Below are 24933 nucleotides of genomic sequence, written 5' to 3'. Positions count from 1 at the left end.
AAAGTCCCCGGCCTGCATGGGCGGGCCGGGGACGATTGCTGAATTTGAAAGATCGGAAATGACCGAAACTTCGTCTCAGCCGATACCTCAGAAAACCAAGCCAAGCCTGTTCCAACAGCTGGAACTGGACATGCGGCTTTTGGGTATGATCGGCGCATTCGTGATCCTGTGCATCGGGTTCAATATCGTCACTGACGGACGGTTCCTGACGCCCCGCAACCTCTTCAACCTGTCGATCCAATCGGTTTCGGTGGCGATCATGGCCTGCGGTATGGTGTTCATCATCGTAACCCGTCACATCGACCTGTCCGTTGGCGCTTTGCTGGCGACCACCTCGGCGGTGATGGCCATGACGCAGACCGAGTTGTTGCCGCGCGTGTTGGGGATGGGTCTGGACCATCCCGCCACCTGGATCATCACCATCCTGGTCGGTCTGGCCATCGGAACGCTGATCGGAGCGTTTCATGGCTGGATGGTCGGCTACCTAACCATTCCGGCGTTCATCGTGACTTTGGGTGGCTTTCTGGTCTGGCGCAACGTCGCCTGGTATCTGACAAGCGGGCAGACAATCGGGCCGCTGGACAGCAATTTCCTGATGTTCGGGGGAACGAACGGAACCTTGGGAACAACGGCAAGCTGGCTGTTCGGGTTGTTTGCGGCGGCCATTGCGATCTGGGCGCTGTGGGGCAGCCGCCGGGCCAAGGCGGCGCATGGCTTCCCGGTCAAACCCGTCTGGGCCGAGGCAACGCTCGCCGGGATCATTGCCGCAAGCATTCTGGGATATGTGTACATCCTGAACAGCTATGCCATTCCGACGCGCCGGTTGCAGCGTATGTTCGAAGCCCGCGGCGAGACGATGCCCGAGGGCCTGATCGTCGGATACGGCATCCCGATCTCGGTCCTGATCCTGATCATTGTCGCCGTGACCCTGACGGTCGTGGCCCGCAAAACCCGTTTTGGGCGCTATATCTTCGCGACCGGCGGCAACCCGGATGCCGCCGAGCTGTCGGGTATCAATACCCGCCTGCTGACCGTCAAGATCTTTGCGCTGATGGGTTTCCTGTGCGCGGTTTCGGCAGTGGTCGCCTCGGCGCGGCTGGCCAACCATTCCAATGACATCGGAACACTGGACGAACTGCGAGTGATTGCGGCTGCGGTCATTGGCGGAACCGCCCTGTCTGGCGGCATCGGCACCATCTATGGCGCGATTCTTGGTGCGTTGATAATGCAGGCGCTGCAGTCGGGCATGGCCATGGTCGGCGTGGATGCGCCGTTCCAGAACATCGTCGTCGGCAGCGTGCTGGTTCTGGCCGTCTATATCGACATCGTCTATCGCAAGCGATTGGTTGGAAAATGACGCAAGCGCAGGAAACTCAGAAAACGCCGCCGGCATCCGGTCGCGGTTCCGGGCAACCACCTCTGGTCGAGATGCGAGACATTTCGATCTCGTTCGGTGGGATCAAGGCCGTCGACCAGGTCTCGGTCGACCTGTATCCCGGCGAGGTGGTGGGATTGCTGGGGCACAACGGGGCTGGCAAATCGACGCTGATCAAGGTCCTGTCCGGAGCCTATCAGATGGACCACGGGCAGATAATGATCGATGGCAAGCCGGTCGAGATCAACAATCCGCGCGACGCGCGGGCCAACAATATCGAGACAATCTACCAGACCTTGGCCCTGGCCGACAATCTGGACGCCACCTCGAACCTGTTCCTGGGACGCGAAATGACTACGCCTTTCGGTCTGGTCAACGACGCGGCGATGGAGGCCGAATGCCGTAAGATCATGGCGCAGCTGAACCCCAATTTTCAAAAGTTCAACGATCCGGTTTCGGCTCTGTCAGGTGGCCAGAGACAGTCGGTGGCCATCGCGCGGGCTGTCTATTTCAATGCCCGCATCCTGATCATGGACGAACCGACCGCCGCCTTGGGCCCGCACGAGACGCAGATGGTGGCCGATCTGATTCACCAGCTCAAGGCGCAGGGGATCGGAATTTTCCTGATCGACCATGATGTCCATGCGGTCATGGATTTGTGCGATCGGGCCTCGGTCATGAAGAACGGCAAGCTGGTCGGCACGGTCGATATCGCGGACGTGACCGACGACGATCTGCTGTCGATGATCATTCTGGGCAAGCAGCCCGGTCAAAATTCGGAATAGGGGGCAGGTATGACAAGCGGTTTCTTCGAGGGTATCGAAAAGGTCCGGTACGAAGGCGTAGACAGTCGGAATCCGCTGGCGTTCCGTCACTATGACCCGGACGAAGTGGTGTTGGGCAAGCGCATGGAGGACCATCTGCGCTTTGCCGTCGCCTGGTGGCACTCTTTCGCATGGGAGGGCGGAGACCCGTTCGGTGGTCCGACCCTTGTCCGCCCGTGGCACCCGCAAGACGACATGGGACGCGCAAGGATGAAGGCCGATGTCGCCTTTGAGATGTTTGAAATACTGGGACAACCCTATTTCTGCTGGCACGACGCGGATATTCGACCCGAACAGGGCAGCTTTGCCGAAAACCTGCGCACGCTCGAGGAAATCACCGACTATATCGGTGAAAAGATGCAGGTGTCGGGAACCAAGCTGCTTTGGGGCACCGCCAACATGTTCAGCCATCGCCGCTGGATGGGGGGTGCCAGCACGAACCCTGATCCGGACGTCTTTGCCTTTGCCGCAGCAACCGTGAAATCCTGTATGGACGCGACCCACAAGCTGGGCGGCGAGAACTATGTGTTGTGGGGTGGGCGCGAAGGCTACGAGACGTTGCTGAACACCGATCTGGGGCTGGAACTGGACCATATGGGACGGTTCCTGAACATGGTGGTCGACTACAAGCACAAGATCGGGTTCAAGGGCACCATCCTGGTCGAGCCGAAGCCACAGGAACCCTCCAAGCACCAATACGACTACGACGCCGCAACCTGCATCGGGTTTCTCAGGAAATACGGGCTGGAAGACGAAGTGAAGCTGAACCTGGAACAGGGCCACGCGATCCTGGCTGGCCACAGCTTTGAACATGAGATCGCCGTGGCGGCGGCCGAGGGTATGCTGGGTTCGATCGACATGAACCGGAACGATTATCAATCTGGATGGGACACCGACCAGTTTCCCAACAACGTGCCCGAAGTCGCGTTGGCCTACTACTACATCCTCAAGGCCGGAGGGTTTTCGACCGGGGGCACGAATTTCGACGCCAAGATCCGCCGCCAGTCGATCGACCCCGAGGATCTTGTCGCGGCGCATGTGGGCGGCATGGACGTCTGTGCCCGCGGGTTGAAGGCCGCCGCCGCGATGATCGAGGATGGCGGGCTTGATGCCGCGTTGACCGACAGATACTCCGGATGGGGCAGCCCGGAGGCGCAATCCATGCTTGCCTCATCGCTGGATGAAATCGCGGCTCGAGTGTTGGCCGAAGGTATCAATCCCGAGCCTCGATCCGGAAGGCAGGAGCGCTTGGAGAACTACGTCAACAGGTTTGTCTGACGGCTAAAGGTTCAACGGTTCCGCGCCCGGAAGCCTAAGACTGGTTCGGTTTAATCAGCCGGTATTCATGACTTAAGACCGACTGTGCACCACCGGGCCATATTCGAATGCGTGTTGTGGGCGCCGGTCCTCCGCGGCGGGTGCCCCCGATCGACCCGCGTGCCTTCTGGCTTCAATCAGATGCCGGGACTACCAGCCCAAGTTCTTTGTCCGATGCCGTCCCGGCATATTTGTCCCGCGGTGGCATTGGCCTCGACTTCCAATGTGGCTCGAACGCAAAGCTCGACACTTTGCGGCCGCCCACCAACGCTCCGTTTCCGGCACCCAATGCATAGTCGTAGTAGAGTTTCACGATTTCGTCTTGTGTCACCTGCCCCGTGGCCTCATGGGCCATGCAGGCGGCTTTCCAGTTTTGGACTCTGTCGTACTCGCCGTTTTGCGGGAGTTCAAAGTCTTCGTAGTATTCCAGAAACCAGAAGCGCTGGAACATCGGTGTGAATACCGCCTCGGCCAACCCGAACTGATCGAACAGAAAAACACCGTTCGGGTTGTGGGTCAGAAGAAAGTCATTGAGGTCACGATAAAGCGCGAGCAGTTTTTCGTTGTGGGCATCTTTCTGCGCGGGGTCCTGGTTCATCACATAGACGTAGCCGGTCATCGTGAAGGCACCCTCTTTGGCAATCAGCATCGACTCGACCGCATGCTCGGCCGGGTCGCTGCGCCGCAGCTTTGGCCCTTCGAGCATTTCATCGAGATAGCGCAGGATCACGAGGCTTTCCTTGATGATCTGCCCGTCCGGAGTCTCGAGAACCGGCAGAGCGGTCGTTCCGCGCGTTTTCTTCAGCAGATCTGGATCGCGGGGTTTGGTGATGTCCACGACGCGGAACTCCACCCGGTCCCTCATCCCCCGCAACGCCAGCAGAATTTCAAGCCGCTGTGAAAAGGGACACACAGGAATATGATAGACGATGTGCTGGGTCATGACGTTCAATCCAATGGAGGGCCAGTAAATGACAGGTTGTAATTGGCGGCTACGGCCTCGATGTCCGGCATGTCTTCCGGAATTTTGTACTGGGCCGTTGCCATGGCGTGGAAAAAGCCCTCGAAACCTCCCGGTGTGAGAATGACAAGGTGACGGCTGGGCTCATCACCGATGACCTTGAACGTGTGTTCTTTTCCGCGGGGTATGAAGATGCTTTCGCCCGGGCCGACACGCGTTTCGACACCTTCGACCCAGACTTTGCAGACACCGGTCAAAATCACGAAGACTTCGTCTTCTGCCTGATGGATGTGCCGTGGCGGACCGCTTCCGACCGGCGAAAGGCTGTCTACAATCGACATGGCGCCCCCGGTTTCAGCGGGGTCCAGAATTGTTTTGTAACGAACGCCCTGCCATTCGAGCGTGGCGTCATCAACCAGATGATCATGCATCGCTTCTGTCCTTTGATCCGACATGAAACGAAAGCGCTTTCGGTACCTTACTTGTAGGCGCAAAAAACGGTATCAATCTAACGAAAGTTCATAATACACGGTATTACCAACATGAATTTCGCAACGCTTGATCTGAACCTGCTCCGTGTTCTTGATGCGATTCTGACGGCGGGGTCCACCACCAAGGCAGGGGAAAGACTTGGGGTCTCGCAATCCGCAGTGTCGAATGCGTTGAACCGCCTGCGGCACGCCTTGGGTGACGATCTGTTTGTGCGGCGGGGAAATCAGCTTGTCCCAACGGATTTTGCGGTTTCGATCAAGGACGGGCTGCGTGAGGAACTCAATCGACTGGAAAGTTTGCTGAGCCACAATGACGATTTCGACCCCAGGCAGGCATCCGAAACTTTCAAGATCGCGGCCAGCGACTTTTTCGCCGAGCTGCTGATGCCCGGTCTTGGGGGTGTTCTGAACCGCAAGGCTCCGAAGATGGTCGCGCAATTGGTGGATCTTGTTCCCGAGAACTATGTCGAGAGTCTTGAGCGCTACAATGCTGATCTCGCGTTGATCCCGGATACAGAAGCACCGGATTGGATCAGCCGAGAGGTGCTGTTCCGGTCGTCCTTCATGGTCGTCGGCCGCGTTGACAACCCATTCCTTGCACAGATCGAAGACGGCACCGAACTTCCGATGGAAACCTTCTGCGCCCTGTCGCATGTACTGTTCTCACCCGAGGGCAAACTGGCGGCGATGGGTGATGCGGCTCTGGCGAAAGTTGGTCGAAAAAGGCACGTCGCGATGACCCTTCCGGTGTTTTCAGGGGTGTGCCGAGTGGTCAGTGCAAGCGATCTTGTGGCCTTGGTGCCTTCTCAGCTGGCCAGGAAGTTTGCGCCGGAGTTCGGCCTGAAGGTTCTTGCCCCGCCGTTCGAAATCGAACCCGTCAACATCATCGCTATCTGGCACAGACGATCGGATGCAAATCCGATGTCAAAATGGATGCGGCAACAGGTGTTCGATCTGCTGAAGCCGCTGGACACCAGGTAGTCGGATTAGCATGGTTTGAGTTTCTATTTGCTGACGATTTCCATCGAATAGGCGCGGCGGGCCGAGGCCGGCGGCGGCGGGAAGGGCGCGGCGGCCCGGACCTGTGCCAGTGCGACCTGATCCAGCCGGGGCGAGCCCGAGCTGCGGGCAACGCTGACCGAAGCCAGCGCGCCGTTGTCGGCGATGCGAAAGGTCACCCGAACCGAGCCTTGGATTTTCACGCTTTTTCGCCGGGCGCGCAAAATCTTGCGCATGACCAGACCGGCATAGGTGCTGGCCTCGGCATTTCCCTGTTCCTTCGCGGCGCGGTTCGTCCGTTTCGCCGAGGCCGCCCCGGTCGCCGCCTTGCCGGTGGCGCTGCCCTTTTTGCGGCTGACCGCGGCATTGCCGGTCGGGGTGGGTGGTTTTGGAGGCCGGGCCTGTTGAGGCTCGGGTTTTTGCAGGGTCGGCGTTTGGGCGTTCTGCCGCCGGGCCGGGGCCTGCGCCTGCACCCTGGTGGCCGGCTGCGCGCGCGCAGGGTCCGCCGGGGCCTCTGGCGCGGTCTGTGTCGGGGCAACGGGTGAGTGACCGGTGGTGGCGGGGGGTGTGGCCACGGTTCCGGCCGCATAGTCCCGGAACGAGGACCCCAGCGCCGCAGGGGCAACCGCGCCACCGCCTTCGACGAAAACCGCCTCGCCCGTGTCGAATTCGAACAGGGCGGCGGCGTGGGCCGCGGCGGCTAGCACGACCAGCACGGCGGCCATGATGCGGGATTGCGGGATCATGGCAGGCCCCGCTCGGTCACAACGAAGACCCGGTTGGCGCCCAGGACCCGCAGGGCGTCGCTGACCTGTTTCAACCGCACCGCCGGCAAGGCCCGGTCGGGCACCAGCCGCACGGCGTCCAATGGCAGGTCGATCGAGGCGCGCTCGACATAGGCCGCCACATCCGTCAGCTCGGCCCCGCGATATTCCAGCACGCCGTCGGCGCGGATGACCAGCGCATCCGGGGGCTCGCGCCCTTCAAGATCCGCCGTCCGCACCAGTTGCACCGACTGGCCCAGGGGCGGCGCCAGCGTGCCCGCGATCATGAAGAAGACCAGCATCAGAAAGACCACGTTGATCAAGGCGATCGTCGGTTCGCGGCCGGGTTTCGTTTTGGGGGTCATCCGGATCATCCGATGACCTGCGTGCTGAGGCGGGACACGGGTTCAAGGGCGGTCAGCAAGTCGATCAACTGCTGCGAGGTCGCCCCGCCGCCGAGGCTGATCAAGGCCAGCTGGTCGGTTCGGCCGTCGAACCGTGCGGCGACCGCGTCTGGCGCGACTTCGGTGCCGTCGATCAGGATGCGGTCGCGTTCCAGCTTGATGAATCGGATGGACCGCTGGGCCTGCGACCCGCCCGCCGCGGCAGTGGTCAGCTCGATCTCGGCATATTTCGAGAAGGTCGAGGTGAGCATGAAGAACAGCAGCAGCAGAAAGATCACGTCGATCAGCGATGTCATCGACAGGCGCCGGTGCCGCCTTTTGCGCGTTTCAAGCGCCATGGGCCAGCGCGTCGGAGGGCGGGGTGGCCGGGCGTGGCGCGGCGGCGTGGCCGGGGGCAAACACCGTGCGCAGGGCGCGGTTGGCAAAGACCCGTTCGCGGGTCATGCGCGCCTCGAACCAGGTCAGGACCAGCGCGGTGGGCATGGCCACGGCCAGCCCCGCGGCGGTCGTCATCAACGCAACCCAGATGCCGCCGGCCAGCAGCGCCGGATCCACCGCGTTGCCGGCCTCCTGAAGGGTGCGGAAGGCCTCGATCATGCCCAGCACGGTGCCGAACAGCCCCAGAAGCGGCGCAAGCTGCGAGACCATGTCCAGCACGTTCAGCCCGCGTTCCAGCCCGGCAAAGCGCGCCTCGGCCTCGGCATCGGCGCGGTCCATCAGTTCCGGCCCGTGCCCCTCCAGCGCCATGGCGACCACCGGCGCCAGATAGCTGCGGCTTCGGTCCAGATGCGCGCGCGCAGTGGCCCGATCGTTGCGGTCCCAGGCTTCGATGGCCAGCGACAGCTCGACATGCCGTCCGACCCCGGCGGCCTTGTATTGCCACAGCTTGTAGAGGATCAGCGCCATGGTCGCGACCGAGGTCGCGATCAAAACCGCCACGACCGGGCCGCCCAGGTCCAGAATTGCGGTCAGTCTTTGCAGAAACGCATCCATCGGATCATCCAATCAATTCGGTCTCAAGGCGGCTGCGCAGCGTCAGACCGGACAGGCAGGCATCGGCCAGATCGCCGGGATAGGCGCAGTCCTGCACCCCGTTGATCAGGATCCGGCTGATCTGATTGCAGGCCAGGCCGGCGAATTTGAACTGGCGCACGCGGGGCCGCCCGGCGGGCAGGTCCTGGAAATCCAGCAGCGTCAGCAGGGCCACTTCGCCTTGCGCGCCGAACAGCACCGTTTCATAGACGGCGCCGCCGATATCGGCGGGGTGGGCGTTTTCGACCACGAAGCTCAGCAGGCAGCCCTGATCCTGGTCCACGGCCGAGCTAAGCTCGATCGTGACGCCGCCCGCGCCCTGCGTGTCTTCGGCACTGGCCAACCCCGCCCCCGCGATGGGGGGCAGGGCCAGCAGGACCGCCCGAACAAGATTTTGCATGGCTTTTGTCATGACGGGTCCTTTCCCTGAGGGGTTCAGAAGGTCTTGGCCACGGTCAGCTTGAAATTCCGGCCCGGCGAATTGCGGGTCGACAGGTTCGGCTGATAGGCCTTGTCAAAGATGTTCTCGATCCCCGCGCGCAGCTCGAACCCGGCCAGCGCGCCCTCTTGCGGCAGATAGGTCGCGCGCAGGGTGTTCACCCCGTATCCGGCAACTGGATCGCCCGAGGAATCGAGCCCCGACTTGGCTCCGAAGATCTCCCAGCTGACATCCAGGGTTTCGCCAAACCGCTTGCCCAGGGTGATCCGCGCCGAATCCGTGGGTTCGTTGCGCCACGGCGATCCGATGCCCGCCGCGCTGAATTCGGTGGCGCTGACGATGTTGGCGTTGAAATCGACGTAGAAGCCCGTGGCATGGGCATAGGAGGCCTCGATCTCGACGCCCTCGGTTTCGACCTTGGACAGGGGGTGGGACGGGGTGCCCGACACGTACGAGGTGATGTCCCACAGATCGGTGCTGTAGAGATTGACCTTGGCGCGCAGGGCGTCGCCGGCGGCGAAGATGTCGCCGCGGTCATAGGAAAAGCCGGCCTCCCAGGTGCGGGATTTCTCGGGCTGGGTCATGTAGAGCGGTGTGCCCAGATCGTCGATGATCGGCAGGCTTTCGGTATAGGCCCCGCCCGCGAACACCGCGAAGCCGCTGGCAAATTCATAACGGGCCGACAGGCCGCCCATCAGCGCGTCGTTGTCATAGCTGGCGTTGAAGGGCGCCGCCGCGTCGCCGTTGCCCTTGATGTCCTGCGTTTCGTACCGCAGCGCGGGCGTGACGGTCAGCTGGTCGCCGAACTGGATGTCGTCAACGGCAAACAGCGCGACGCGACGGTCGGTGCCACCCGGCGCCGATGGGGCATCCAGCCGCTCGCGGTCGATGAATTCCACCCCGAACCGCAGATCATGCGACGCGGCCCCGGTCTGGAAATACGCGCTGTTCTTGATCGTCAGCTTGGTGGTTTCGTAATTGTGCGTGGCATCGGCCAGCGCCCGGATGCCGGGGAAGAAGGGCGTTCCCTCCAGGCTGGACGAACCGGGCACATAGCTACTGTCGATGGACTGCTCGGAATAGCTGAGATTGACGTCCAGATCGACCAGATCGTTGCCGGCCGGCCGGTACTGATAGCGCAGAACGGCGATCCGGGTTTCGATTTCGCGGTCCACGTTGCCGAAGGCGTCCGCCGTCGTGCCGAAGGAATCATAGGGCACGTCGCGCTCTTCCGAGGAGGACTGGTTCCAGGTCGCGGTGATCGAATGTTCAAGGTTGTCGCCAAAGCTGTATTTCCCCTTGGCCAGCAGCGACGGCAGGGTAAAGGCGCTGTTGCCGATCGTGTCGCCGTTCCCGTCCTTCTGATCGCTTTGGTCGCGATAGGTGTAGTTGAACAGGAATTCGGTTTGCCGGTTGGGTTGCCACGCCAGGATCGACGACGAGGCAAAGCCGTTGCCGTTGGAATACCCCTCGAGCGTCTGGCGGAAGCGGAACCCCGGCTCGCCACCGGTAAAGTCGGACGCGTCCTTGGTTTCCAGCTGAACCACGCCGCCGACGACGCCCGAGCCGTATTCGAAGGACCCCACCGTGCCGCGGATGACCGAGACGCTTTTGTACAGCTGCGGATCGGTGAACATCTGGTTGCCGATCCGGTACAGCTCTTCCGCGCCGGTGGTCGCGCCGTCGACCAGGATCAGAACCTTCTGGTCGGTGCCGAAGGTGCCGTTGGCCCCGTATCCGCGGATATTGATGCCCGATCCTTGCGGGGTCGAGCCGTTCACCAGGGTGACGCCGGGAACCGAATCGATCAGTTCGGCCACCGTGTTGGCTTGACGGTCATCGATCTCTTCCTGGTCGATATTCGTGACCGGAACCGCGGTGGCGGTCTGGATCTCGCGTTTGCTTTCGCCCAGTTCCAGGGTCCCGAGGAACCCGTCATCCTGTTCCTGCGCCCAAACCATGGACGCCGTCAAACCAAGGCAAGAGGCCGTCCCAAGCAGGCCTGCAATATGAGTACGCGCACGCATTTCTGTCCCTTCGAAACAAGTGTGAGGACCGGAGATGCTTGCAGTTCGCTGGCGCTGGTCAGTTTTTTTTCTGTTTTTTGGAATCGCCTGTTCGCGGCGACTTGTGCTCGTTAATAAAGGTGACTAAAACAGTCAACATAATTTCGTGCCTGTAATTTTGGCACTGCCAGCAGGGCGCTGTTTGCGATCAGCACCCGGGCCAGCACCCCCTTGGAACCACGAAGAAGACGGGAAACCCGCTATGGAACAGGTGCTTATGGCTCCTCAGGATATTCGTGCTGCCTATGCGCAGAAGACAGGCCAGCGAGACCGCGATTTCGCGGAATCGCTGGGGTTGAGCGAGGGCCAGCTGGTCGCGTCCTTTGCAGGGCAGGGCGTGACGCGGCTGAACCCCGGCCTTGACGGGCTGTTCGGCCAGTTGGCCGGCTTGGGCGAGGTCATGGCGCTGACGCGCAACCCGTCCTGCGTGATCGAAAAGATCGGGCGATACGACAATTACCACAGCGGCCAGCATGCCGCGATGGTGCTGACCGAAGAGATCGACCTGCGTATGTTCCCCGCGCAATGGCGCCATGTCCTTGCCGTCGAGCGGGAAACCGAGGCCGGTCTGCGCCGCTCGATCCAGGTGTTCGATGCGGCCGGGGACGCGGTTCACAAGATCTTCCTGCGCGATGGCTCGGACCTGGGCCACTGGGACAGTTTGGTTCGGACACTGGCCGCCGAGGATCAAGGTCAGACGATGACGGTCGCGCCGCGCAAACCGGTCGAAGCGCCCAAGGCCAATGCCGACAAGGCCGACGCGCTGCGCCGCGAATGGGCCAAGATGACGGACACGCACCAGTTCCTGCGCCTGACCTCGAAGCTCAAGATGAACCGGCTGGGCGCCTATCGCATCGCGGGCGAACCGCTGGCCCGCGCGGTTGATCCCGCGGCGGTCACCGACCTGTTCGAACAGGTGCGGGACCGGCACATCGAGGTGATGATCTTCGTCGGCAACCGCGGCTGCATCGAGATCCACGGCGGCCCGGTGCAAAATCTTCAGCAGATGGGGCCGTGGTTCAACGTGCTGGATCCGGGCTTCAACTTGCATCTGCGCAGCGATCACATCGCCGAGGTCTGGGCCGTCGATAAACCGACCCAGCGCGGGCCGGCGATCTCGGTCGAGGCTTTCGACGCGGACGGCGCCCTGATCCTGCAGATCTTCGGGCGCCGCACCGGCGAGGCCGATCATCGCCCCGCCTGGGATGCGCTGGTGGCCGCGCTGCCCGGCCCGGCCGACACCGGAGCGGCATGATGCGGGGCCTGGTGACACTCTGCGCGGCATTGCTGGTTTCGGCGGCGGCCGCGCAGGCCGAGAGCAACCGCGTGATCGCCATCGGCAGTTCGCTGACTGAGATCGTCCATGCCCTGGGCCAGCAGCACCGGCTGGTCGGCCGTGACCGCAGTTCGACCTGGCCGCCCGAGGCGGCGGATCTGCCCGATGTCGGGTATCGCCGGGCCCTGTCGCCCGAGGGCGTGCTGTCGGTTGCCCCCGACCTGATCCTTGCGCTCGAAGGGTCGGGCCCGCCCGAGACCATCGCTGTGCTGCAGGAGGCCGGCGTGGATTACGTCACCATTGCCGACGAATTCTCGCGCGATGGCGTCATCGACAAGATCCGCGCCGTGGGGGCCGCGCTGGGGGCCGAGGCCGAGGCCGAAACCCTGGCGGCCGAAACCGCGCGCCGGCTGGACCGGGCGCTGGCCGAGGCCTCCGCCGCGCAGGGTGCGCCGGTGAAGGTGCTGTTCCTGCTTTCGGCACGGGGCGGCGAGTTTGTCGTCGGCGGGGCCGAGACCCAGGCCGACACCATCATCCGCATGGCCGGAGGCAAAAACGCGGCCGCCGATGTGACGGGTTTCAAGACGATGACGCCCGAAGCCATGGCCGCCACCGCGCCGGACGTGATCCTGATGATGGAGCGTCAGGGCGGGCCGATCCTCTCGGAGGAAGAGCTGTTCGCGCTGCCCGCGGTCCGGCTGACCCAGGCGGGGCGGAACCGGGCGCTGATCCGGATGCCCGGCACCTATCTGCTGGGCTTCGGCCCGCGCACCGCCGACGCGGTCATGGATCTGTCGGCCGCATTGCGAGGCGTCAGGGGCTCATGACGCTGGCACTGGACAACGGCGCGCCACCGTCCGCCGAGGCCCGCAGGTCGCGGGCGACATGGGTGACCCTGGCCCTGATCGGCCTTCTGGCCGTGACCAGCATGGCCAGCATCTCGGTCGGCGCGTCCGAGGCCTCGTTGAAGATGGCCGTGTCAGATCTGCTGCATGGCCGGGGCCTGTCGGATCTGAACCGGATCGTGCTGTGGGACATCCGCCTTCCGCGGCTGGCGATGGGCATCTTGGTCGGGGCGGCGCTGGCGGTTTCGGGCGTGGTGATGCAGGGGCTGTTCCGCAACCCGCTGGCGGATCCGGGCATCGTCGGCGTCAGCGCGGGGGCGGGGCTGGGCGCGATCACCGCCATCGTCTTCGGCAACCTTCTGCCCGCCGCCGTTCTGGCCTGGGTCGGCAGTGGCCTGATCGCGGTTGCCGCCTTTCTGGGCGGCTGGGCGTCGGTCCTGATCCTCTATCGCGTTTCGACGCGCCAGGGGCAGACCTCGGTGGCCACGATGCTGCTGGCCGGCATCGCCCTGGCGGCCCTGTCGGGCGCGGTGTCGGGGGTCATGGTGTACATCGCCGACGATCAACAGCTGCGCGATCTGACCTTCTGGGGCATGGGGTCGCTGGCCGGCGCGACCTGGACCAAGGTCGCCACCGCCGCGCCCTTGATCCTGGCGTCGATCCTGTGCGCGCAGCGTCTGGCCCGCGCCCTGAACAGCCTGGCCATGGGCGAAGCGGTGGCCCATCACATCGGCATTCCGGTGCAGCGCAGCAAGAACATCGCGATCCTGACGGTGGCCGCCGCCACTGGCGCGGCCGTGGCAGTGTCGGGCGGGATCGGGTTCATCGGCATCGTCGTGCCGCATCTGCTGCGGCTGGGCACCGGCCCCGATCACCATCGGCTGCTGGTGAATGCGGCCTTGCTGGGCGCCGCCCTGTTGCTGGCCGCCGACATGATCAGCCGGGTGATCGTGGCCCCGGCCGAGCTGCCGATCGGCATCGTCACGGCCATTCTGGGCGCGCCGGTGTTCTTCTGGATCCTGCTGCGCCGCCACGGATCGATGGGAATGTGAATGATGAAAGCTGAAAATGTCAGCGTCCGCATCGGGCGCAAGCAGATCCTGCGCGATGTGGATTTCCTGGCCGAACCCGGACAGGTCACTGCGATCATTGGGCCCAACGGCTCGGGCAAATCCACGCTGCTTAGGGCGCTGTCGGGCGACATCCCGTACGCCGGCCGTATCACCTTGAACGGTCAGGACATCGCGGCCCAGCAGCCCTGGGAACTGGCGGCGATGCGGGGCGTTCTTCCGCAATCCTCGGCAGTCGCCTTTCCTTTTACCGCGCTGGAAGTCGTGCGCCTGGGCCTGCCCGGCGGCCTGGCCGACGGCGACGACGCCCTGCCGTCGCGCGCGCTGGCGCATGTCGATCTTGCAGGGTTCGAGCCGCGCTCGTACCAGAACCTGTCCGGCGGCGAGCAGCAACGCGTGCAGCTTGCGCGCGTTCTGACCCAGGTCTGGAGCTCGGTGCGGCGCGACCGGCCGCGCTGGCTGCTACTGGACGAGCCCGTCGCCAGCCTGGACATCGCGCATCAGTTCACGGTTCTGCGCATCGCGCGCGAATTCGCCGATCAGGGCGGCGGCGTCGTGGTCGTGATGCATGACCTGAACCTGACCGCGTTGTTCGCCGACAAGGTCTGCGTGCTGTCGAACGGAGAGGTCTGGCGCACCGGCGCGGTTTCGGATGTCATGACCGACGAGGTGATGCGGCAGGTCTATGGTATCGATCTGCCGGTCAGCACGCTGCCGGCAACTGACGTTCCGTTTATCTTGCCGCAGGCGCTGGTTTGAGGCCCAAACCCCACTGAGCCAAACTGCATGGCAGCCAGATTTCATGCAGCAGGCGTACCAATCCAACGCACGGGCTCACGGGTTTCACCACGACGCGTGGGACCGCTATTCGGAATTTAGCGAAACCATTCTGCGAGAATTTCGAAACCGTGACCCCGGTTCGAAGTTGCGCTTGATGGGTCAAACGGCAGGTGCTTCACTTTTTTCAGTGCGGGGCGTGTTCACATGCGAAACGCGCTTAATACACCCGAGACGCTGACCCGATCTCGACGATCAGGCCCGTCCGCCTGATCGCTTTCGATCAACGAGAATCAGCGCCGAAGACGACCAACATGGAGAGATGCAACATGAACAAACTTGCTACGTTACTGGGGGGCGCATCGATGGCGGTCGCTGCCCCGGTTTTTGCTGCCGATATCGTGATCGGTGTCCCGAACTGGGCGTCGGTGAACGCCACCGCGCACATTCTTGAAGTCGTTATCGAAGAAAACCTGGGCCTTGATGTCGAATTGCAGAACGGGACCAACCCCATCGTGTTCGAAGCGATGGATTCCGGCGCGATGCACGTCCACCCGGAAGTCTGGATGCCGAACCAGCAGAACCTGCACGACACCTATGTCAAACAGAACGGCACAGTCGTGATGAACGAGAACCCGGTTCAGGCCGAGCAGGGTATGTGCGTTCCGACCTACATTGCCGAGGAATATGACATCAAATCCATCGACGACCTGAGCGATCCGGACAAGATGGCCATCTTCGACACTGACGGAAACGGTACCCCCGAGGTTTGGATCGGCGCACCCGGCTGGGCGTCGACCGTGGTCGAGAAGATCCGCGCCAAGTCCTATGGCTATGACCAGATCTTCGAGCTGACCGAGTACGAGGAAACCATCGCCTACGCTAATTTGGCAAACGCGACCAAGGCCGGCGATCCGTGGATCGGGTTCTGCTACAGCCCGCACTACATCTTCGTGACCCAAGAACTGACCGTGCTGGAAGAGCCGCCGCATGATCCGGCCACTTGGACGATCGTTCAGCCCACCGATGACCCGGACTGGCTGGACAAATCCGAGGCCTCGACCGCGTGGAACGGGGCAACTCTGCACCTGCACTACGCCAAAGAGCTTGAGGAAAATCACCCCGAGGTCGCGGCCCTGTTCCGCAACTACCAGATGCAGGGTGATGATCTGAGCGCGATGGGCAAGGCGCTGGCTGTGGATAACATGGAAGCAGCCGATTTCGCCCGCCAGTGGGTGGCTGAAAACGAAGACACCGTTATCGGCTGGCTGACGAACTAAATCACAAACGCATGGGGCCGTCGCGACTGATCGCGGCGGCCCTTTGCCTGTTTGCCGGGATGCAACCCCGTAGATGAGGGGCAAATGGACGAACCTGTCGTAAAACTAGAAAATGTCTGGAAAATTTTCGGTGCACGGGCCGAAGAAGCCATGGCTGCGGTCCGGAATGAAGGTATTGGAAAACCTGAAGTTCTTGAAAGATTCAATTGCGTGGTCGGCGTTCAAGGCGCCACGTTCGAAGTGCCGCGTGGCGAGATTTTTTGCATCATGGGCCTGTCGGGTTCAGGCAAGTCGACCCTTGTGCGCCATGTCAATCGCCTGATCGAACCCACGGCCGGAAAGATCGAGATCATGGGGCAGGACGTGTCCAAGATCTCCGAGTCCGAGCTGCGCCGCATCCGCGCCCAGCAGATCGGGATGGTGTTCCAGCACATGGCGCTGATGCCGCACCGCTCGGTGCGCGACAACGTGGCCTATCCGCTTGAGATCCGCAAAGTCTCGAAATCCAAGCGCTGGGCGGTGTCCGATCACGCGCTGGGACTGGTGGACCTGACCGGCTACGAGGACCGGCTGCCCAAGGAACTGTCCGGCGGGATGCAGCAGCGCGTGGGCATTGCGCGCGCGCTGGCCTCGGACCCGGAAATCCTGTTGATGGATGAACCATTCTCGGCACTGGACCCGCTGATCCGGCTGCAATTGCAGGATCAGTTCAAGGCGCTGGTTGCGCAGCTGAAAAAAACCACGCTGTTCATCACACATGACCTGGACGAGGCCATTCGCATCGGCCACCGCATCGCCATCATGAAGGACGGTGTGATCGTCCAGATCGGCACGCCCGAGGACATCGTGATGAACCCGGCCGACGACTACGTGCGCGAGTTCGTGCAGGGCATATCCAAACTCAAACTGGTCAAGGCGCATTCGATCATGGAGCCGCTGGACAGTTATTCCGGCCCGCTGGATGGCGCGCCGCGTGCCGATGAGGGCGCAGACCTCGACCAGCTGATCGACCTGGCCGTGAACACCGAGCTTCCGGTGGTGATCACCGATGGCGGTCAGGATGTCGGCGTCGTGACCAAACCACGCCTGTTGCGCGGAATTCAGGGGGGCAAAAATGACTGATGCAACCACGGAATTGAAAGTCACGGCCGCCTCCGACATCGAGGTGGACCGCGAGGCGCTGGATTGGTCGATCCATGAATTCGCCGGCCCCAACGGTGACTACTACGTCAACGCCTTTCACAAGATCCACGACGCGACCAGTCCGATCCCGAATACGTTCAACCTGTGGGCGGCGGTGCTGGGGCCGTTCTGGTCCGCCTCGCGGGCGATCTGGGGAATGTTCTGGACCTTCCTGATCCTTGAGATCATCGCCTGGGTGCAGATCGGTCGCGGTGCCTGGGGTAACCCGGGGGCCGATCTGGCCGAACGCGCGGCCCGTCAGCAGGAACGCGCAAATGAGCTGCTGGCCCGCGCGGCGGATGCAACCGAGAAGGCAGACATAGACCGGTTCAACAAACTGGCCGCGAATATCCAGAAAGCGGCGGACAGCAGCCTTGAGAAAGCGCAGCTGGCACAGTCCGAAGCCCTGGGGATCATGGTCACCGGGCTTCTGATGCTGCTGGTTTTCAAGCTGGTTCAGGGGTTCTACGCTGACCGGGTGTACGAAAAACAGTACTCGAACTGGCGGATCAACCCCGACAACACCGAAAGCGGCCGCTCGACTCGGAACACGGTACTGGGGGCAGTTCTGATCGCTGCGATCGGACCGCTGATCGTTTACAAATTCACGGTGAATGCCTCGCTTCCGCTGCTGGATGCCTTCCCCGAGAAACAAGTCTCCGAGATGATACTCGGGCCTGATCAGGGAACACTGTTCTCGGTCGTGGCCAGTTGGATGGAGGCCCGGATCGACGCTGCAGCCGCCGCGGGCGGAGACATTTTCGACGGGATCGTTGCCGGTGTGCGCTCGGTTCTGGACGGGCTGACCGTGGCCCTGATCGGGTCGCCCTGGCCGGTGGTCATGCTGGTGATCTGCGTGACCGCGTGGCGCGCGGCGGGTCCGCGCGTGGCGATCTTCACCGCCGCGTCGTTGGCCTATATCGCGCTGCTGGGCTATTGGGACGTGGCGATGGAGACGGTGGCTTTGGTGGGCGCGGCCGTGCTGCTGTGCGTCACCTTCGGCATTCCGCTGGGCATCTGGTTCGGCAAATCCAAACGCGCCTATCGCGCGGCCGAGCCTGTGCTGGACCTGATGCAAACCCTGCCGGCCTTCGTCTACCTGATCCCGATCATCGCCTTCTTTGGCACCGGCAACCCGCCGGGCATCCTTGCTACGATCATCTTCGGCATGCCGCCGGTGATCCGCCTGACGGCGCTGGGCATGCGCGGGGTGCCGGAAAGCATCAAAGAGGCCGCCGTGGCCTTTGGCGCCTCGAAATGGCAGTTGCTGAAGGACGTGGAAATCCCGCTGGCGCTGCCGTCGATCATGACCGGCGTGAACCAGACCATCCTGATGTGTCTGTCGATGGTCGTGATCATCTCGCTGATCGGCGGCGGGGGTCTGGGCAAGGAAATCCTTGAGGCGCTGCAATACGCGGCCAAGGGGCCGGGCCTGCTGGGTGGCTTTGCGATCCTGTTCCTGGCCATGGTCATGGATCGCATCGTTCAGGGCGCCTTCCGACGCGAAGACGAAAAGATCTGACGCGACAGCCGCCCCCCGGGTCACCCGTGGGGGCGGTTTCATTTAAGGGCGGGGAGACATGATGGCGGACCGCTACGAACAATCCATGATGGACAACCTGTACTGGTGGGGCGTGCCGACCCTGTTCCGGTGCCCCCATGTGGGGCCGCAGGACCAGGATATCGCCCTTGTGGGCGTGCCGCATTCCGCCGGCAACGGCACCACCGAGCGCGACCAGCATCTGGGCCCGCGTGCGCTGCGTCATGTCTCCGCCGTGCAGCGCCGGGTGCATTCGCTGTTCCAGATCGATCCGTGGTCGAGCGCGCGCATTGCCGATGTTGGCGACGTGCCGTTCCCGCGCGCCAACGACAACGAGGATTGCATCGAGCGTATAACCGCCTTCTACCGTGACATCGACGCCGCCGGTGCGCGGCCCGTTTCGGTGGGCGGCGATCACTCGATCACGGGCGGGATCGTGCAGGCGCTGGGCCGAGGCGAACTGGCGGGCGGGCAACCGGTCAGCTTTCTGCATCTGGATGCGCATACGGATGTGTTCACCAAGGTCGATCATTTCCTGGGGGCCAAGAAGTCCGCCGCGCATTGGGGGGCTTACTTGGCCGATCAGGGGCAGGTGGACCCGACCCGGTCGATGCAGATCGGGTTGCGGGGCCATCCGCGCAGCCTGGACTGGCTGCAGCCTTCATATGACTATGGCTACAACATCGTCACCATGCGCGAGTTCCGCCAGCGTGGCTTGGCCGATGTGGTGGCCCAATCGCGCGAGGTTCTGGGCGACCGGCCGGTCTACATCACCTTCGATCTCGACTGCCTTGATCCGACCATCGCGCCGGGCGTGTCGAACCTGGAACCCGGCGAGAAGGGTTTTGACATCGACGAAGCCGTAGGCATTCTGCATGCCGCGCGGGGGCTCAACATCGTCGGCGGCGATGTGGTCTGCATGATGCCGACCAAGGACAGCCCCAACAACATCACCGCGCTGACGGCGGCGGCGGTGATGTTCGAGATGATCTCGATGATCGCCGAGAACGTCGCGCGGGCCTAGCGCCGCGCGTCGATCGCCTGGGCCAGCACGCACAGCAGTTCGAACATCAGCGAAATGCCCAGCCACGCGGTGCCGCCCGCCGGGTCGAACGGCGGCGAGACCTCGACCAGATCCGCGCCGACAAGGTTCAGACCGTCCAGCTTGCGGATGACCTGCTGGGCCTGAAAGCTGTTGGGGCCTCCGATCTCGGGCGTGCCGGTGCCGGGGGCATGGGTGGGGTCCACGAAATCGATGTCATAGGTACAATAGCAGGGCGCGTCGCCGACGATGGAGCGGACCTCGGCCATGACATCGTCGATGCCGCGGTCGAACAGCTCTTCGATGCGAATGATGCGGATGCCCTGCGCCTCGCCCCATTCGATATCCTCGGTGTTGTAGGCAGTGCCGCGAATGCCCACCTGCACGAACCGTTCGGGATCGACCAGCCCTTCTTCGACCGCGCGGCGGAACGGGGTGCCATGGGTATATTTGTGCCCGCCGAAATAGCTGTCGAACAGGTCGGTATGGCTGTCGAACTGGATCAGCCCCAGCGGGCCGTCGCTGGCCAGCGCCCGCAGGACGGGCAGGGTGGTCAGGTGATCGCCGCCGGCCGTTAGGGGCACGATGCCGCGCAGCATCAGGTCGGTGTAGAAGCGGGTGACGCGGTCCAGCGTATCCTCGATATCCACCGGGTTGGGCGGCACGTCACCCAGGTCGGCACAGTTGACCAGCTCGAACGGGGCAACCCCAGTCACCGGGTTCATGGCGCGGATCATGGTGGATTGGTCGCGCAACTGCCGCGGCCCGTGCCGCGCGCCGGGCCGGTTGGTGGTGCCCCCGTCCCAAGGGATGCCGACCAGCCCAAGCTCGACCAGGTCCATCCGGTCGTCGTCCGAGGTCAGGGCCGGCAGGCGCATGAAGGTGGGGACACCGGCAAAGCGGGCCAGTTCCATCGCCGAGACGGGTTGAAAGAACGCATTTGCCATGGGGCCCCCTGTGTCGTGGTTTGCCCGAGCCTAGCGCCAAGCCCGCGTCAAAAACACCCGGTCCGCGACACAACGGCGTCGGATCAGGACAGAATCCGGAAATTGGCGCGGATCTCGGCCTCCTGTTCGGGGCTGAGGTATTGCGGATGATGCGTGCGCAGGATTTCACGCGCGCGGTCGCGGGCGGTGGACCAGGCATCGCGCGCGCCGCTGTCCTGCCAGCTGCGCGGCTCGGCCCGGTCGGCAAGGGCGGGGTAGAAATAGTCGCGCTCCATCGCTGCATGGGTGTGGGCGCTGCCCAGGAAATGGCCCTCGCCCAGAACCGACTGGCAGATCGCGTCAAAGCCCAGGTTTTCTTCGGTCACCTCGATCCCGCGCAGGGCGCGATAGGTATGCGAATGCATCTCGTCATCCAGCACGAACCCCTCGAAACTGACCCCCAGCAGCGAGGCCGTCATGCCCGAGCTTTCGTAGATCAGGTTGCCCCCGGCCAGCGCGGCGGCCAGCGAGGTGATGCCTTTCTCGGCGCCATATTGCGCGTCGATGGCCTTGGCATCGGTCATCGAACAGGCCACGCCCGAGGGCAGCCCCAACCAGTTGGTGATCTGGGCCGAGGCCGCGTTCAGCACGGCGGTTTCGCCACTGCCGCCCGAAAAGGCACCGGTGCGCAGATCGATGATGAAGGGCCAGTTGGAAAACACCATGGGAAAGCCCGGCCGGATCGCGTTGACCATGACCAGGCTGGCCAGGGTTTCGGCCAGCGACTGGGCCAGAAACCCGGCCATGGTGGCGGGCGCGGTCGCCCCGGCCTGGGCGGCGGTGATGCAGGACATCGGAATGTTGTGCGCGATGCATTCATAGACCACGTCCACCGCATCTTCGCCGTATCGCAGGGGCGAGATCACCGGGCTGATATGCGCCTTCAGGAACGGGCGTTCCGCAAAGGCGCCCTGGCCTCCGGCGGCGATATCCAGCATCCGCACGATGGGCGCGACATGTTCGGCCAGCGTGAAAGAGGTCGCCACCGGTTTGGTGGTATTCCGGATCAGTGCATAGGCGGTATTCACGTCCAGATCGAAATTGTCCGGCACGTCGGTGGCGACGCAGCATCGTGTGAACCAGCTGACATTGGCCAGCGTGTCCTGAAGGCGGGTGAAATCATGCAGATCGGCCAGCGTCGACGGGCGATAGAGCCCGCTGTCCAGATCCAGCGTCTGGACCGCTGCGCCGCCAGTGCCGAAATGCACGCGGTCGCCGCCCACCTCGATCGACCGGGCCGGGTCGCGCCCGTGCAGGTTTAACCGCTTGGCGGCCTGCCAGACCGCGCCTTCGACCATCGAGCGAGGAAAGACCAGCCGCCCCGGCGGGCCGGGCCGCGCGCCGGCGGCGATCAGGTCTTGTGCCAAACGGTCGGGCACTTCGCCCATGCCCAGCCTTTCCAGCAGGCGCAGGGCGGTGTCGTGGATCGCCGCGATCTCGGGCAAGGTCAGGGGTTTGTACTGCCCACCGGTCTGGCCGGGCGGGCAGGGGTCAAAGGCCGGTTTGGTCGCCCGTTGCGCCAGCCTGGCCCGCCGCCCGCCGCGTTTGCCCTGTTCTGGCATCTTCGAAGGCTCCTGATCCGATCCTGCCATGCAGAGTACGCGGCAACGCGGGGTGCGGCCAAAGCGGAAATGCCGTTTTGAGAAATCTCAATCCCCGTTTCGATTTTTCGGGACCGGCCACTGCGCCATTGCCCGCCCGTCGCACCGTTCGGCAGGGTTCGGGGAACGTCAGAAGGAGCACACCCATGAAATCGCGCACCAAGGTCGTGGTGATCGGCGGCGGAATCGCCGGCTGTTCAACCCTGTATCACCTGACGCAGGAAGGCTGGAGCGACGTAGTTCTGGTAGAGCGCAACGAGCTGACATCCGGCACCACATGGCATTCGGCCGCGCAGGTGACGAATTTCGGAATGAACCAGACGATGGTGGGGCTCAAGTCGCATTCGATCCGCCTGTACAAGGAACTGGCCGAGGATCCGGACTATCCGATCAACTACCATCATGGCGACGGTGGCATCCGGTTGGCCAATACCGAAGCGCAGATGCAGGGCTATCGCCATTTCGCTTCGATGGCGCGGGGTATGGGCGTGTATTTTGAGGTGATCGACGCACAGGAATGCGCCCGTCGCCACCCGCTGATTTCCATCGACAATCTGTTGGGCGGGTTGTGGGATCCGCTGGACGGAGACATTGATCCCGCCCAGCTGTGTCAGGCGCTGGCGCGGCGGGCGCGCAAGGCCGGGGCCGAGGTTTATCGCAACACGCCGGTCACGGCCCTGACCCAGCACAGGGACGACACCTGGACCGTTCATACCGAGCACGGCGACATCGACTGCGACATCGTGGTTAACGCCTGTGGCTACCGCGTGAACGAGGTTGGCGCGATGATGGGCGTGCACCATCCCGTGGCCTCAATGGAGCACCAGTATTTTCTGACCGAGGAAATCCCCGCGATCCGCGATGCCGGCCACCGCATGCCGCTGCTGCGCTGCCCGATCAGCGATTACTACTGCCGGCAGGAAAAGAGCGGGCTGCTGTTGGGCTTCTACGAACAGGACTGCAAGACTTGGGGCATGGACGGGATAGACCCGAATTTCGTCAACGCGCTGTGCCCGGACGATCTGGACCGGGTGACCGATGTTCTGGAAGGCGCGTTTGCCCGCATGCCCGCGCTGATGGAGGCCGGGATCCACACGGTCGTCAACGGCCCGATCACCTACACGATCGACGGCGCGCCTCTGGTCGGGCCGATCCCCGGCAAGCGCAACGCATTCTGCATCATCGGCCTGCGGGCCGGGCTGGGCGAGGGGGGCGGCCACGGCTGGCTTCTGGCCCAGCAGATCGTGCATGGCGAGGCCTGTTATGACACCTGGTGCCTCGACCCGCGCCGGTTCGCCGGGCACGCCAATGTCGAACTGACCGCGCTGAAGGCGATCGAGGACTACCAGAACGAGTTCCGCTTTCACTTTCCGCACGAACACCGCTCCGCCGGGCGGCCTGCCAAAACCACGCCGCTGACCCCGGTTCTGGCCGCCGAGGGCGCGGAATTTACCGTGGTGAATGGGTGGGAGCGGGTCGAGTACATCAAGCCCACGCCCGATTTCATGCCGACGCTCAGTTTCGATTTTGACGAAACATTCGACGTAGTCGCCGCCGAGGTTGCCAATGTGCAGCAGAATGTCGGGCTGGCCGAGGTCAACGGGTTCAACCGGATCGAGATCACCGGTGCCGACCGGCATGCGTTCCTCGACCGGATGATCTGCGGCGCGCTGCCTCGTCGCCCGGGTCGGGTGGGGTTGGCCTATCTGCTGAACCTTCAGGGTATGGTCAAGGCCGAGGCGACCATCGCAAATCTGCCCGCCAGTGACCGGGGGCCGGATCGGGTTTGGTACGGCTCGGCCGCAGCGGCCGAACTGCATGACATGGATTGGCTGTCCCGGCACATCGCCCCCGACGAGGACGTGCACCTGCGCAGCCTGACCAACGACCAGACCATCCTGGTTCTGGCCGGACCACGGGCGCGTGACGTGCTGTCGGCCTGTTCGCGCGGGGATTGGTCGCGGGACGCCTTCCCGTGGCTCAGCGTACGCGAGTGCTTTGTCGGCATCGCGCCCGCCACCGTGATGGGCGTCAGTTTCTCGGGCGAACTGGCCTATGAGATCCATGTGCCCAACGCCTCGCTTTATGCGGCCTATCTTGCGCTGCGACAGGCCGGACAGGCCTTTGGCCTACAATTGTTCGGCGCGCGGGCGATCGAGTCGATGCGGGTGGAGAAGACCTTCCTGCATTGGAAGGCCGACCTGATCACCGAATATGACCCGTTCGAAACTGGGTTGGGCCGCTTTGTTAGGCTGGACAAGCCGGAGTTCATCGGGCGCGCGGCGCTGATCGAACGGCAAGCCAATGGGCCGTCGCGCAAGCTGGTTGCCCTGCAAGTGCAGGCCACGCACGCGCCCGCGCAACCCGGTGCGTCGCTGATGGTCGGGGATCGGGTGGTGGGAACGGTGACCTCAGGCGACTGGGGGCATCGCACCGGGCTGAACCTGGCGCATGCCTTTGTCGAGCCGCACCTGTCAGCCGAGGGCAGCGAGATGATGCTGGACCTGTGTGGTGACAGGGTTCCGGCGCGGGTGATCCCTGCCTGCCCCTACGATCCCGAGTTCACCCGCATGCGCAGCTAATGGGTGTGACCAACATTCACCATTGCCCGAAAGCAAAAACTCTGTTTCGCTAGTTTCGATGAAATCGAAATTGCGGGAGG

The 24933-nt window shown here is 63.3% G+C and carries 23 protein-coding genes; 13 read left to right on the top strand and 10 right to left on the bottom strand.

All coding sequences use genetic code 11. The features are described from left to right. Positions 1-58 precede the first annotated feature (58 nt). The 3 genes from ACR0BA_RS08580 (at position 59) to xylA (ending at position 3477) form a co-directional block, all read left to right on the top strand. On the top strand, positions 59-1357 hold the full coding sequence (locus ACR0BA_RS08580; RefSeq protein ID WP_480727371.1) for a sugar ABC transporter permease: 1299 nt from the start codon (positions 59-61) through the stop codon (positions 1355-1357). A gap of 71 nt (positions 1358-1428) precedes the next feature. Beyond that, positions 1429-2160: an ATP-binding cassette domain-containing protein gene (locus ACR0BA_RS08575; protein ID WP_170440915.1), complete on the top strand. Its 732-nt coding sequence runs from the start codon at positions 1429-1431 to the stop codon at positions 2158-2160. Between the two features lie 9 nt (positions 2161-2169). Next, positions 2170-3477 (top strand): xylose isomerase, encoded by a 1308-nt coding sequence (xylA, locus tag ACR0BA_RS08570; RefSeq protein WP_480727369.1) that lies wholly within the window; start codon positions 2170-2172, stop codon positions 3475-3477. 172 nt (positions 3478-3649) lie between these two features. On the opposite strand, the gene ACR0BA_RS08565 is transcribed toward xylA, so the two are convergent. Together ACR0BA_RS08565 and ACR0BA_RS08560 are read right to left on the bottom strand one after the other, a co-directional pair. Next, a complete protein-coding gene (locus tag ACR0BA_RS08565) occupies positions 3650-4459 on the bottom strand; it encodes a glutathione S-transferase family protein (RefSeq protein WP_480727367.1) in 810 nt (269 codons plus the stop codon). 5 nt (positions 4460-4464) lie between these two features. Next, the gene (locus ACR0BA_RS08560; protein WP_480727366.1) at positions 4465-4908 is read right to left on the bottom strand and encodes a cupin domain-containing protein; all 444 of its coding nucleotides are present in this window, start codon (positions 4906-4908) and stop codon (positions 4465-4467) included. Between the two features lie 111 nt (positions 4909-5019). Here ACR0BA_RS08560 and ACR0BA_RS08555 point away from each other — a divergent pair, with 111 nt between their 5' ends. After that, positions 5020-5949, top strand: coding sequence for a LysR family transcriptional regulator (locus tag ACR0BA_RS08555; protein ID WP_480727364.1), 930 nt, complete (start codon positions 5020-5022; stop codon positions 5947-5949). Between the two features lie 23 nt (positions 5950-5972). On the opposite strand, the gene ACR0BA_RS08550 is transcribed toward ACR0BA_RS08555, so the two are convergent. The 6 genes from ACR0BA_RS08550 to ACR0BA_RS08525 are packed head-to-tail and all read right to left on the bottom strand — an operon-like array spanning position 5973 to position 10633. Then, on the bottom strand, positions 5973-6713 hold the full coding sequence (locus ACR0BA_RS08550) for an energy transducer TonB (protein ID WP_480727362.1): 741 nt from the start codon (positions 6711-6713) through the stop codon (positions 5973-5975). Next, a complete protein-coding gene (locus tag ACR0BA_RS08545; RefSeq protein WP_480727360.1) occupies positions 6710-7105 on the bottom strand; it encodes an ExbD/TolR family protein in 396 nt (131 codons plus the stop codon). The genes ACR0BA_RS08550 and ACR0BA_RS08545 overlap by 4 nt, the downstream gene beginning before the upstream one ends. Then, positions 7102-7473, bottom strand: a complete 372-nt coding sequence (locus ACR0BA_RS08540) for a biopolymer transporter ExbD (protein WP_171363754.1) — start codon at positions 7471-7473, stop codon at positions 7102-7104. Before ACR0BA_RS08540 ends, ACR0BA_RS08545 begins: the two co-directional genes overlap by 4 nt. Then, positions 7463-8128 (bottom strand): MotA/TolQ/ExbB proton channel family protein, encoded by a 666-nt coding sequence (locus ACR0BA_RS08535; RefSeq protein WP_480727359.1) that lies wholly within the window; start codon positions 8126-8128, stop codon positions 7463-7465. The genes ACR0BA_RS08540 and ACR0BA_RS08535 overlap by 11 nt, the downstream gene beginning before the upstream one ends. Before the next feature lie 4 nt (positions 8129-8132). After that, positions 8133-8579: a hypothetical protein gene (locus ACR0BA_RS08530; protein ID WP_480727357.1), complete on the bottom strand. Its 447-nt coding sequence runs from the start codon at positions 8577-8579 to the stop codon at positions 8133-8135. A gap of 23 nt (positions 8580-8602) precedes the next feature. Next, on the bottom strand, positions 8603-10633 hold the full coding sequence (locus ACR0BA_RS08525) for a TonB-dependent receptor domain-containing protein (RefSeq protein WP_480727356.1): 2031 nt from the start codon (positions 10631-10633) through the stop codon (positions 8603-8605). Between the two features lie 241 nt (positions 10634-10874). Between ACR0BA_RS08525 and ACR0BA_RS08520 the strand changes: the two genes are divergently transcribed. The 8 genes from ACR0BA_RS08520 (at position 10875) to ACR0BA_RS08485 (ending at position 19666) form a co-directional block, all read left to right on the top strand. Beyond that, the gene (locus ACR0BA_RS08520) at positions 10875-11927 is read left to right on the top strand and encodes a hemin-degrading factor (RefSeq protein ID WP_480727355.1); all 1053 of its coding nucleotides are present in this window, start codon (positions 10875-10877) and stop codon (positions 11925-11927) included. Then, the gene (locus ACR0BA_RS08515) at positions 11927-12775 is read left to right on the top strand and encodes a heme/hemin ABC transporter substrate-binding protein (protein WP_480727353.1); all 849 of its coding nucleotides are present in this window, start codon (positions 11927-11929) and stop codon (positions 12773-12775) included. Before ACR0BA_RS08520 ends, ACR0BA_RS08515 begins: the two co-directional genes overlap by 1 nt. Continuing rightward, entirely contained in the window at positions 12772-13845 is a 1074-nt protein-coding gene (locus ACR0BA_RS08510; protein WP_480727352.1) for a FecCD family ABC transporter permease, read from the top strand. The genes ACR0BA_RS08515 and ACR0BA_RS08510 overlap by 4 nt, the downstream gene beginning before the upstream one ends. Further along, the gene (locus ACR0BA_RS08505; protein WP_480727351.1) at positions 13846-14622 is read left to right on the top strand and encodes a heme ABC transporter ATP-binding protein; all 777 of its coding nucleotides are present in this window, start codon (positions 13846-13848) and stop codon (positions 14620-14622) included. 347 nt (positions 14623-14969) lie between these two features. Beyond that, complete coding sequence (locus tag ACR0BA_RS08500) at positions 14970-15920, top strand: ABC transporter substrate-binding protein (RefSeq protein WP_170339609.1); 951 nt, start codon at positions 14970-14972, stop codon at positions 15918-15920. Positions 15921-16004: 84 nt separating this feature from the next. Beyond that, a complete protein-coding gene (locus ACR0BA_RS08495; protein WP_170339611.1) occupies positions 16005-17042 on the top strand; it encodes a quaternary amine ABC transporter ATP-binding protein in 1038 nt (345 codons plus the stop codon). Then, entirely contained in the window at positions 17035-18624 is a 1590-nt protein-coding gene (locus ACR0BA_RS08490) for an ABC transporter permease (RefSeq protein ID WP_480727349.1), read from the top strand. The genes ACR0BA_RS08495 and ACR0BA_RS08490 overlap by 8 nt, the downstream gene beginning before the upstream one ends. Positions 18625-18685: 61 nt before the next feature. Beyond that, positions 18686-19666, top strand: a complete 981-nt coding sequence (locus ACR0BA_RS08485) for an arginase family protein (protein ID WP_480727348.1) — start codon at positions 18686-18688, stop codon at positions 19664-19666. On the opposite strand, the gene ACR0BA_RS08480 is transcribed toward ACR0BA_RS08485, so the two are convergent. Further along, on the bottom strand, positions 19663-20631 hold the full coding sequence (locus ACR0BA_RS08480) for an agmatinase (RefSeq protein WP_480727346.1): 969 nt from the start codon (positions 20629-20631) through the stop codon (positions 19663-19665). The genes ACR0BA_RS08485 and ACR0BA_RS08480 overlap by 4 nt on opposite strands. Before the next feature lie 83 nt (positions 20632-20714). Then, a complete protein-coding gene (locus ACR0BA_RS08475) occupies positions 20715-22232 on the bottom strand; it encodes a trimethylamine methyltransferase family protein (RefSeq protein WP_480727344.1) in 1518 nt (505 codons plus the stop codon). A gap of 185 nt (positions 22233-22417) precedes the next feature. Between ACR0BA_RS08475 and ACR0BA_RS08470 the strand changes: the two genes are divergently transcribed. Next, positions 22418-24853, top strand: coding sequence for a GcvT family protein (locus ACR0BA_RS08470; RefSeq protein WP_480727343.1), 2436 nt, complete (start codon positions 22418-22420; stop codon positions 24851-24853). Positions 24854-24933: the final 80 nt, after the last annotated feature.

The sequence above is a fragment of the Ruegeria sp. CI5 genome (assembly GCF_056536885.1).
Note: the sequence above shows the minus strand (reverse complement) of the source record. Positions and strands in the feature narration are given on the sequence as shown.

Excerpts from the sequence above, each read along its gene's own strand:
- ACR0BA_RS08580 (WP_480727371.1), top strand. The coding sequence starts at position 59 with ATGACCGAAACTTCGTCTCAGCCGATACCTCAGAAAACCAAGCCAAGC.
- ACR0BA_RS08575 (WP_170440915.1), top strand. The coding sequence starts at position 1,429 with ATGCGAGACATTTCGATCTCGTTCGGTGGGATCAAGGCCGTCGACCAG.
- xylA (WP_480727369.1), top strand. The coding sequence starts at position 2,170 with ATGACAAGCGGTTTCTTCGAGGGTATCGAAAAGGTCCGGTACGAAGGC.
- ACR0BA_RS08565 (WP_480727367.1), bottom strand. The coding sequence starts at position 4,459 with ATGACCCAGCACATCGTCTATCATATTCCTGTGTGTCCCTTTTCACAG.
- ACR0BA_RS08560 (WP_480727366.1), bottom strand. The coding sequence starts at position 4,908 with ATGCATGATCATCTGGTTGATGACGCCACGCTCGAATGGCAGGGCGTT.
- ACR0BA_RS08555 (WP_480727364.1), top strand. The coding sequence starts at position 5,020 with ATGAATTTCGCAACGCTTGATCTGAACCTGCTCCGTGTTCTTGATGCG.
- ACR0BA_RS08550 (WP_480727362.1), bottom strand. The coding sequence starts at position 6,713 with ATGATCCCGCAATCCCGCATCATGGCCGCCGTGCTGGTCGTGCTAGCC.
- ACR0BA_RS08545 (WP_480727360.1), bottom strand. The coding sequence starts at position 7,105 with ATGATCCGGATGACCCCCAAAACGAAACCCGGCCGCGAACCGACGATC.
- ACR0BA_RS08540 (WP_171363754.1), bottom strand. The coding sequence starts at position 7,473 with ATGGCGCTTGAAACGCGCAAAAGGCGGCACCGGCGCCTGTCGATGACA.
- ACR0BA_RS08535 (WP_480727359.1), bottom strand. The coding sequence starts at position 8,128 with ATGGATGCGTTTCTGCAAAGACTGACCGCAATTCTGGACCTGGGCGGC.
- ACR0BA_RS08530 (WP_480727357.1), bottom strand. The coding sequence starts at position 8,579 with ATGACAAAAGCCATGCAAAATCTTGTTCGGGCGGTCCTGCTGGCCCTG.
- ACR0BA_RS08525 (WP_480727356.1), bottom strand. The coding sequence starts at position 10,633 with ATGCGTGCGCGTACTCATATTGCAGGCCTGCTTGGGACGGCCTCTTGC.
- ACR0BA_RS08520 (WP_480727355.1), top strand. The coding sequence starts at position 10,875 with ATGGAACAGGTGCTTATGGCTCCTCAGGATATTCGTGCTGCCTATGCG.
- ACR0BA_RS08515 (WP_480727353.1), top strand. The coding sequence starts at position 11,927 with ATGCGGGGCCTGGTGACACTCTGCGCGGCATTGCTGGTTTCGGCGGCG.
- ACR0BA_RS08510 (WP_480727352.1), top strand. The coding sequence starts at position 12,772 with ATGACGCTGGCACTGGACAACGGCGCGCCACCGTCCGCCGAGGCCCGC.
- ACR0BA_RS08505 (WP_480727351.1), top strand. The coding sequence starts at position 13,846 with ATGATGAAAGCTGAAAATGTCAGCGTCCGCATCGGGCGCAAGCAGATC.
- ACR0BA_RS08500 (WP_170339609.1), top strand. The coding sequence starts at position 14,970 with ATGAACAAACTTGCTACGTTACTGGGGGGCGCATCGATGGCGGTCGCT.
- ACR0BA_RS08495 (WP_170339611.1), top strand. The coding sequence starts at position 16,005 with ATGGACGAACCTGTCGTAAAACTAGAAAATGTCTGGAAAATTTTCGGT.
- ACR0BA_RS08490 (WP_480727349.1), top strand. The coding sequence starts at position 17,035 with ATGACTGATGCAACCACGGAATTGAAAGTCACGGCCGCCTCCGACATC.
- ACR0BA_RS08485 (WP_480727348.1), top strand. The coding sequence starts at position 18,686 with ATGGCGGACCGCTACGAACAATCCATGATGGACAACCTGTACTGGTGG.
- ACR0BA_RS08480 (WP_480727346.1), bottom strand. The coding sequence starts at position 20,631 with ATGGCAAATGCGTTCTTTCAACCCGTCTCGGCGATGGAACTGGCCCGC.
- ACR0BA_RS08475 (WP_480727344.1), bottom strand. The coding sequence starts at position 22,232 with ATGCCAGAACAGGGCAAACGCGGCGGGCGGCGGGCCAGGCTGGCGCAA.
- ACR0BA_RS08470 (WP_480727343.1), top strand. The coding sequence starts at position 22,418 with ATGAAATCGCGCACCAAGGTCGTGGTGATCGGCGGCGGAATCGCCGGC.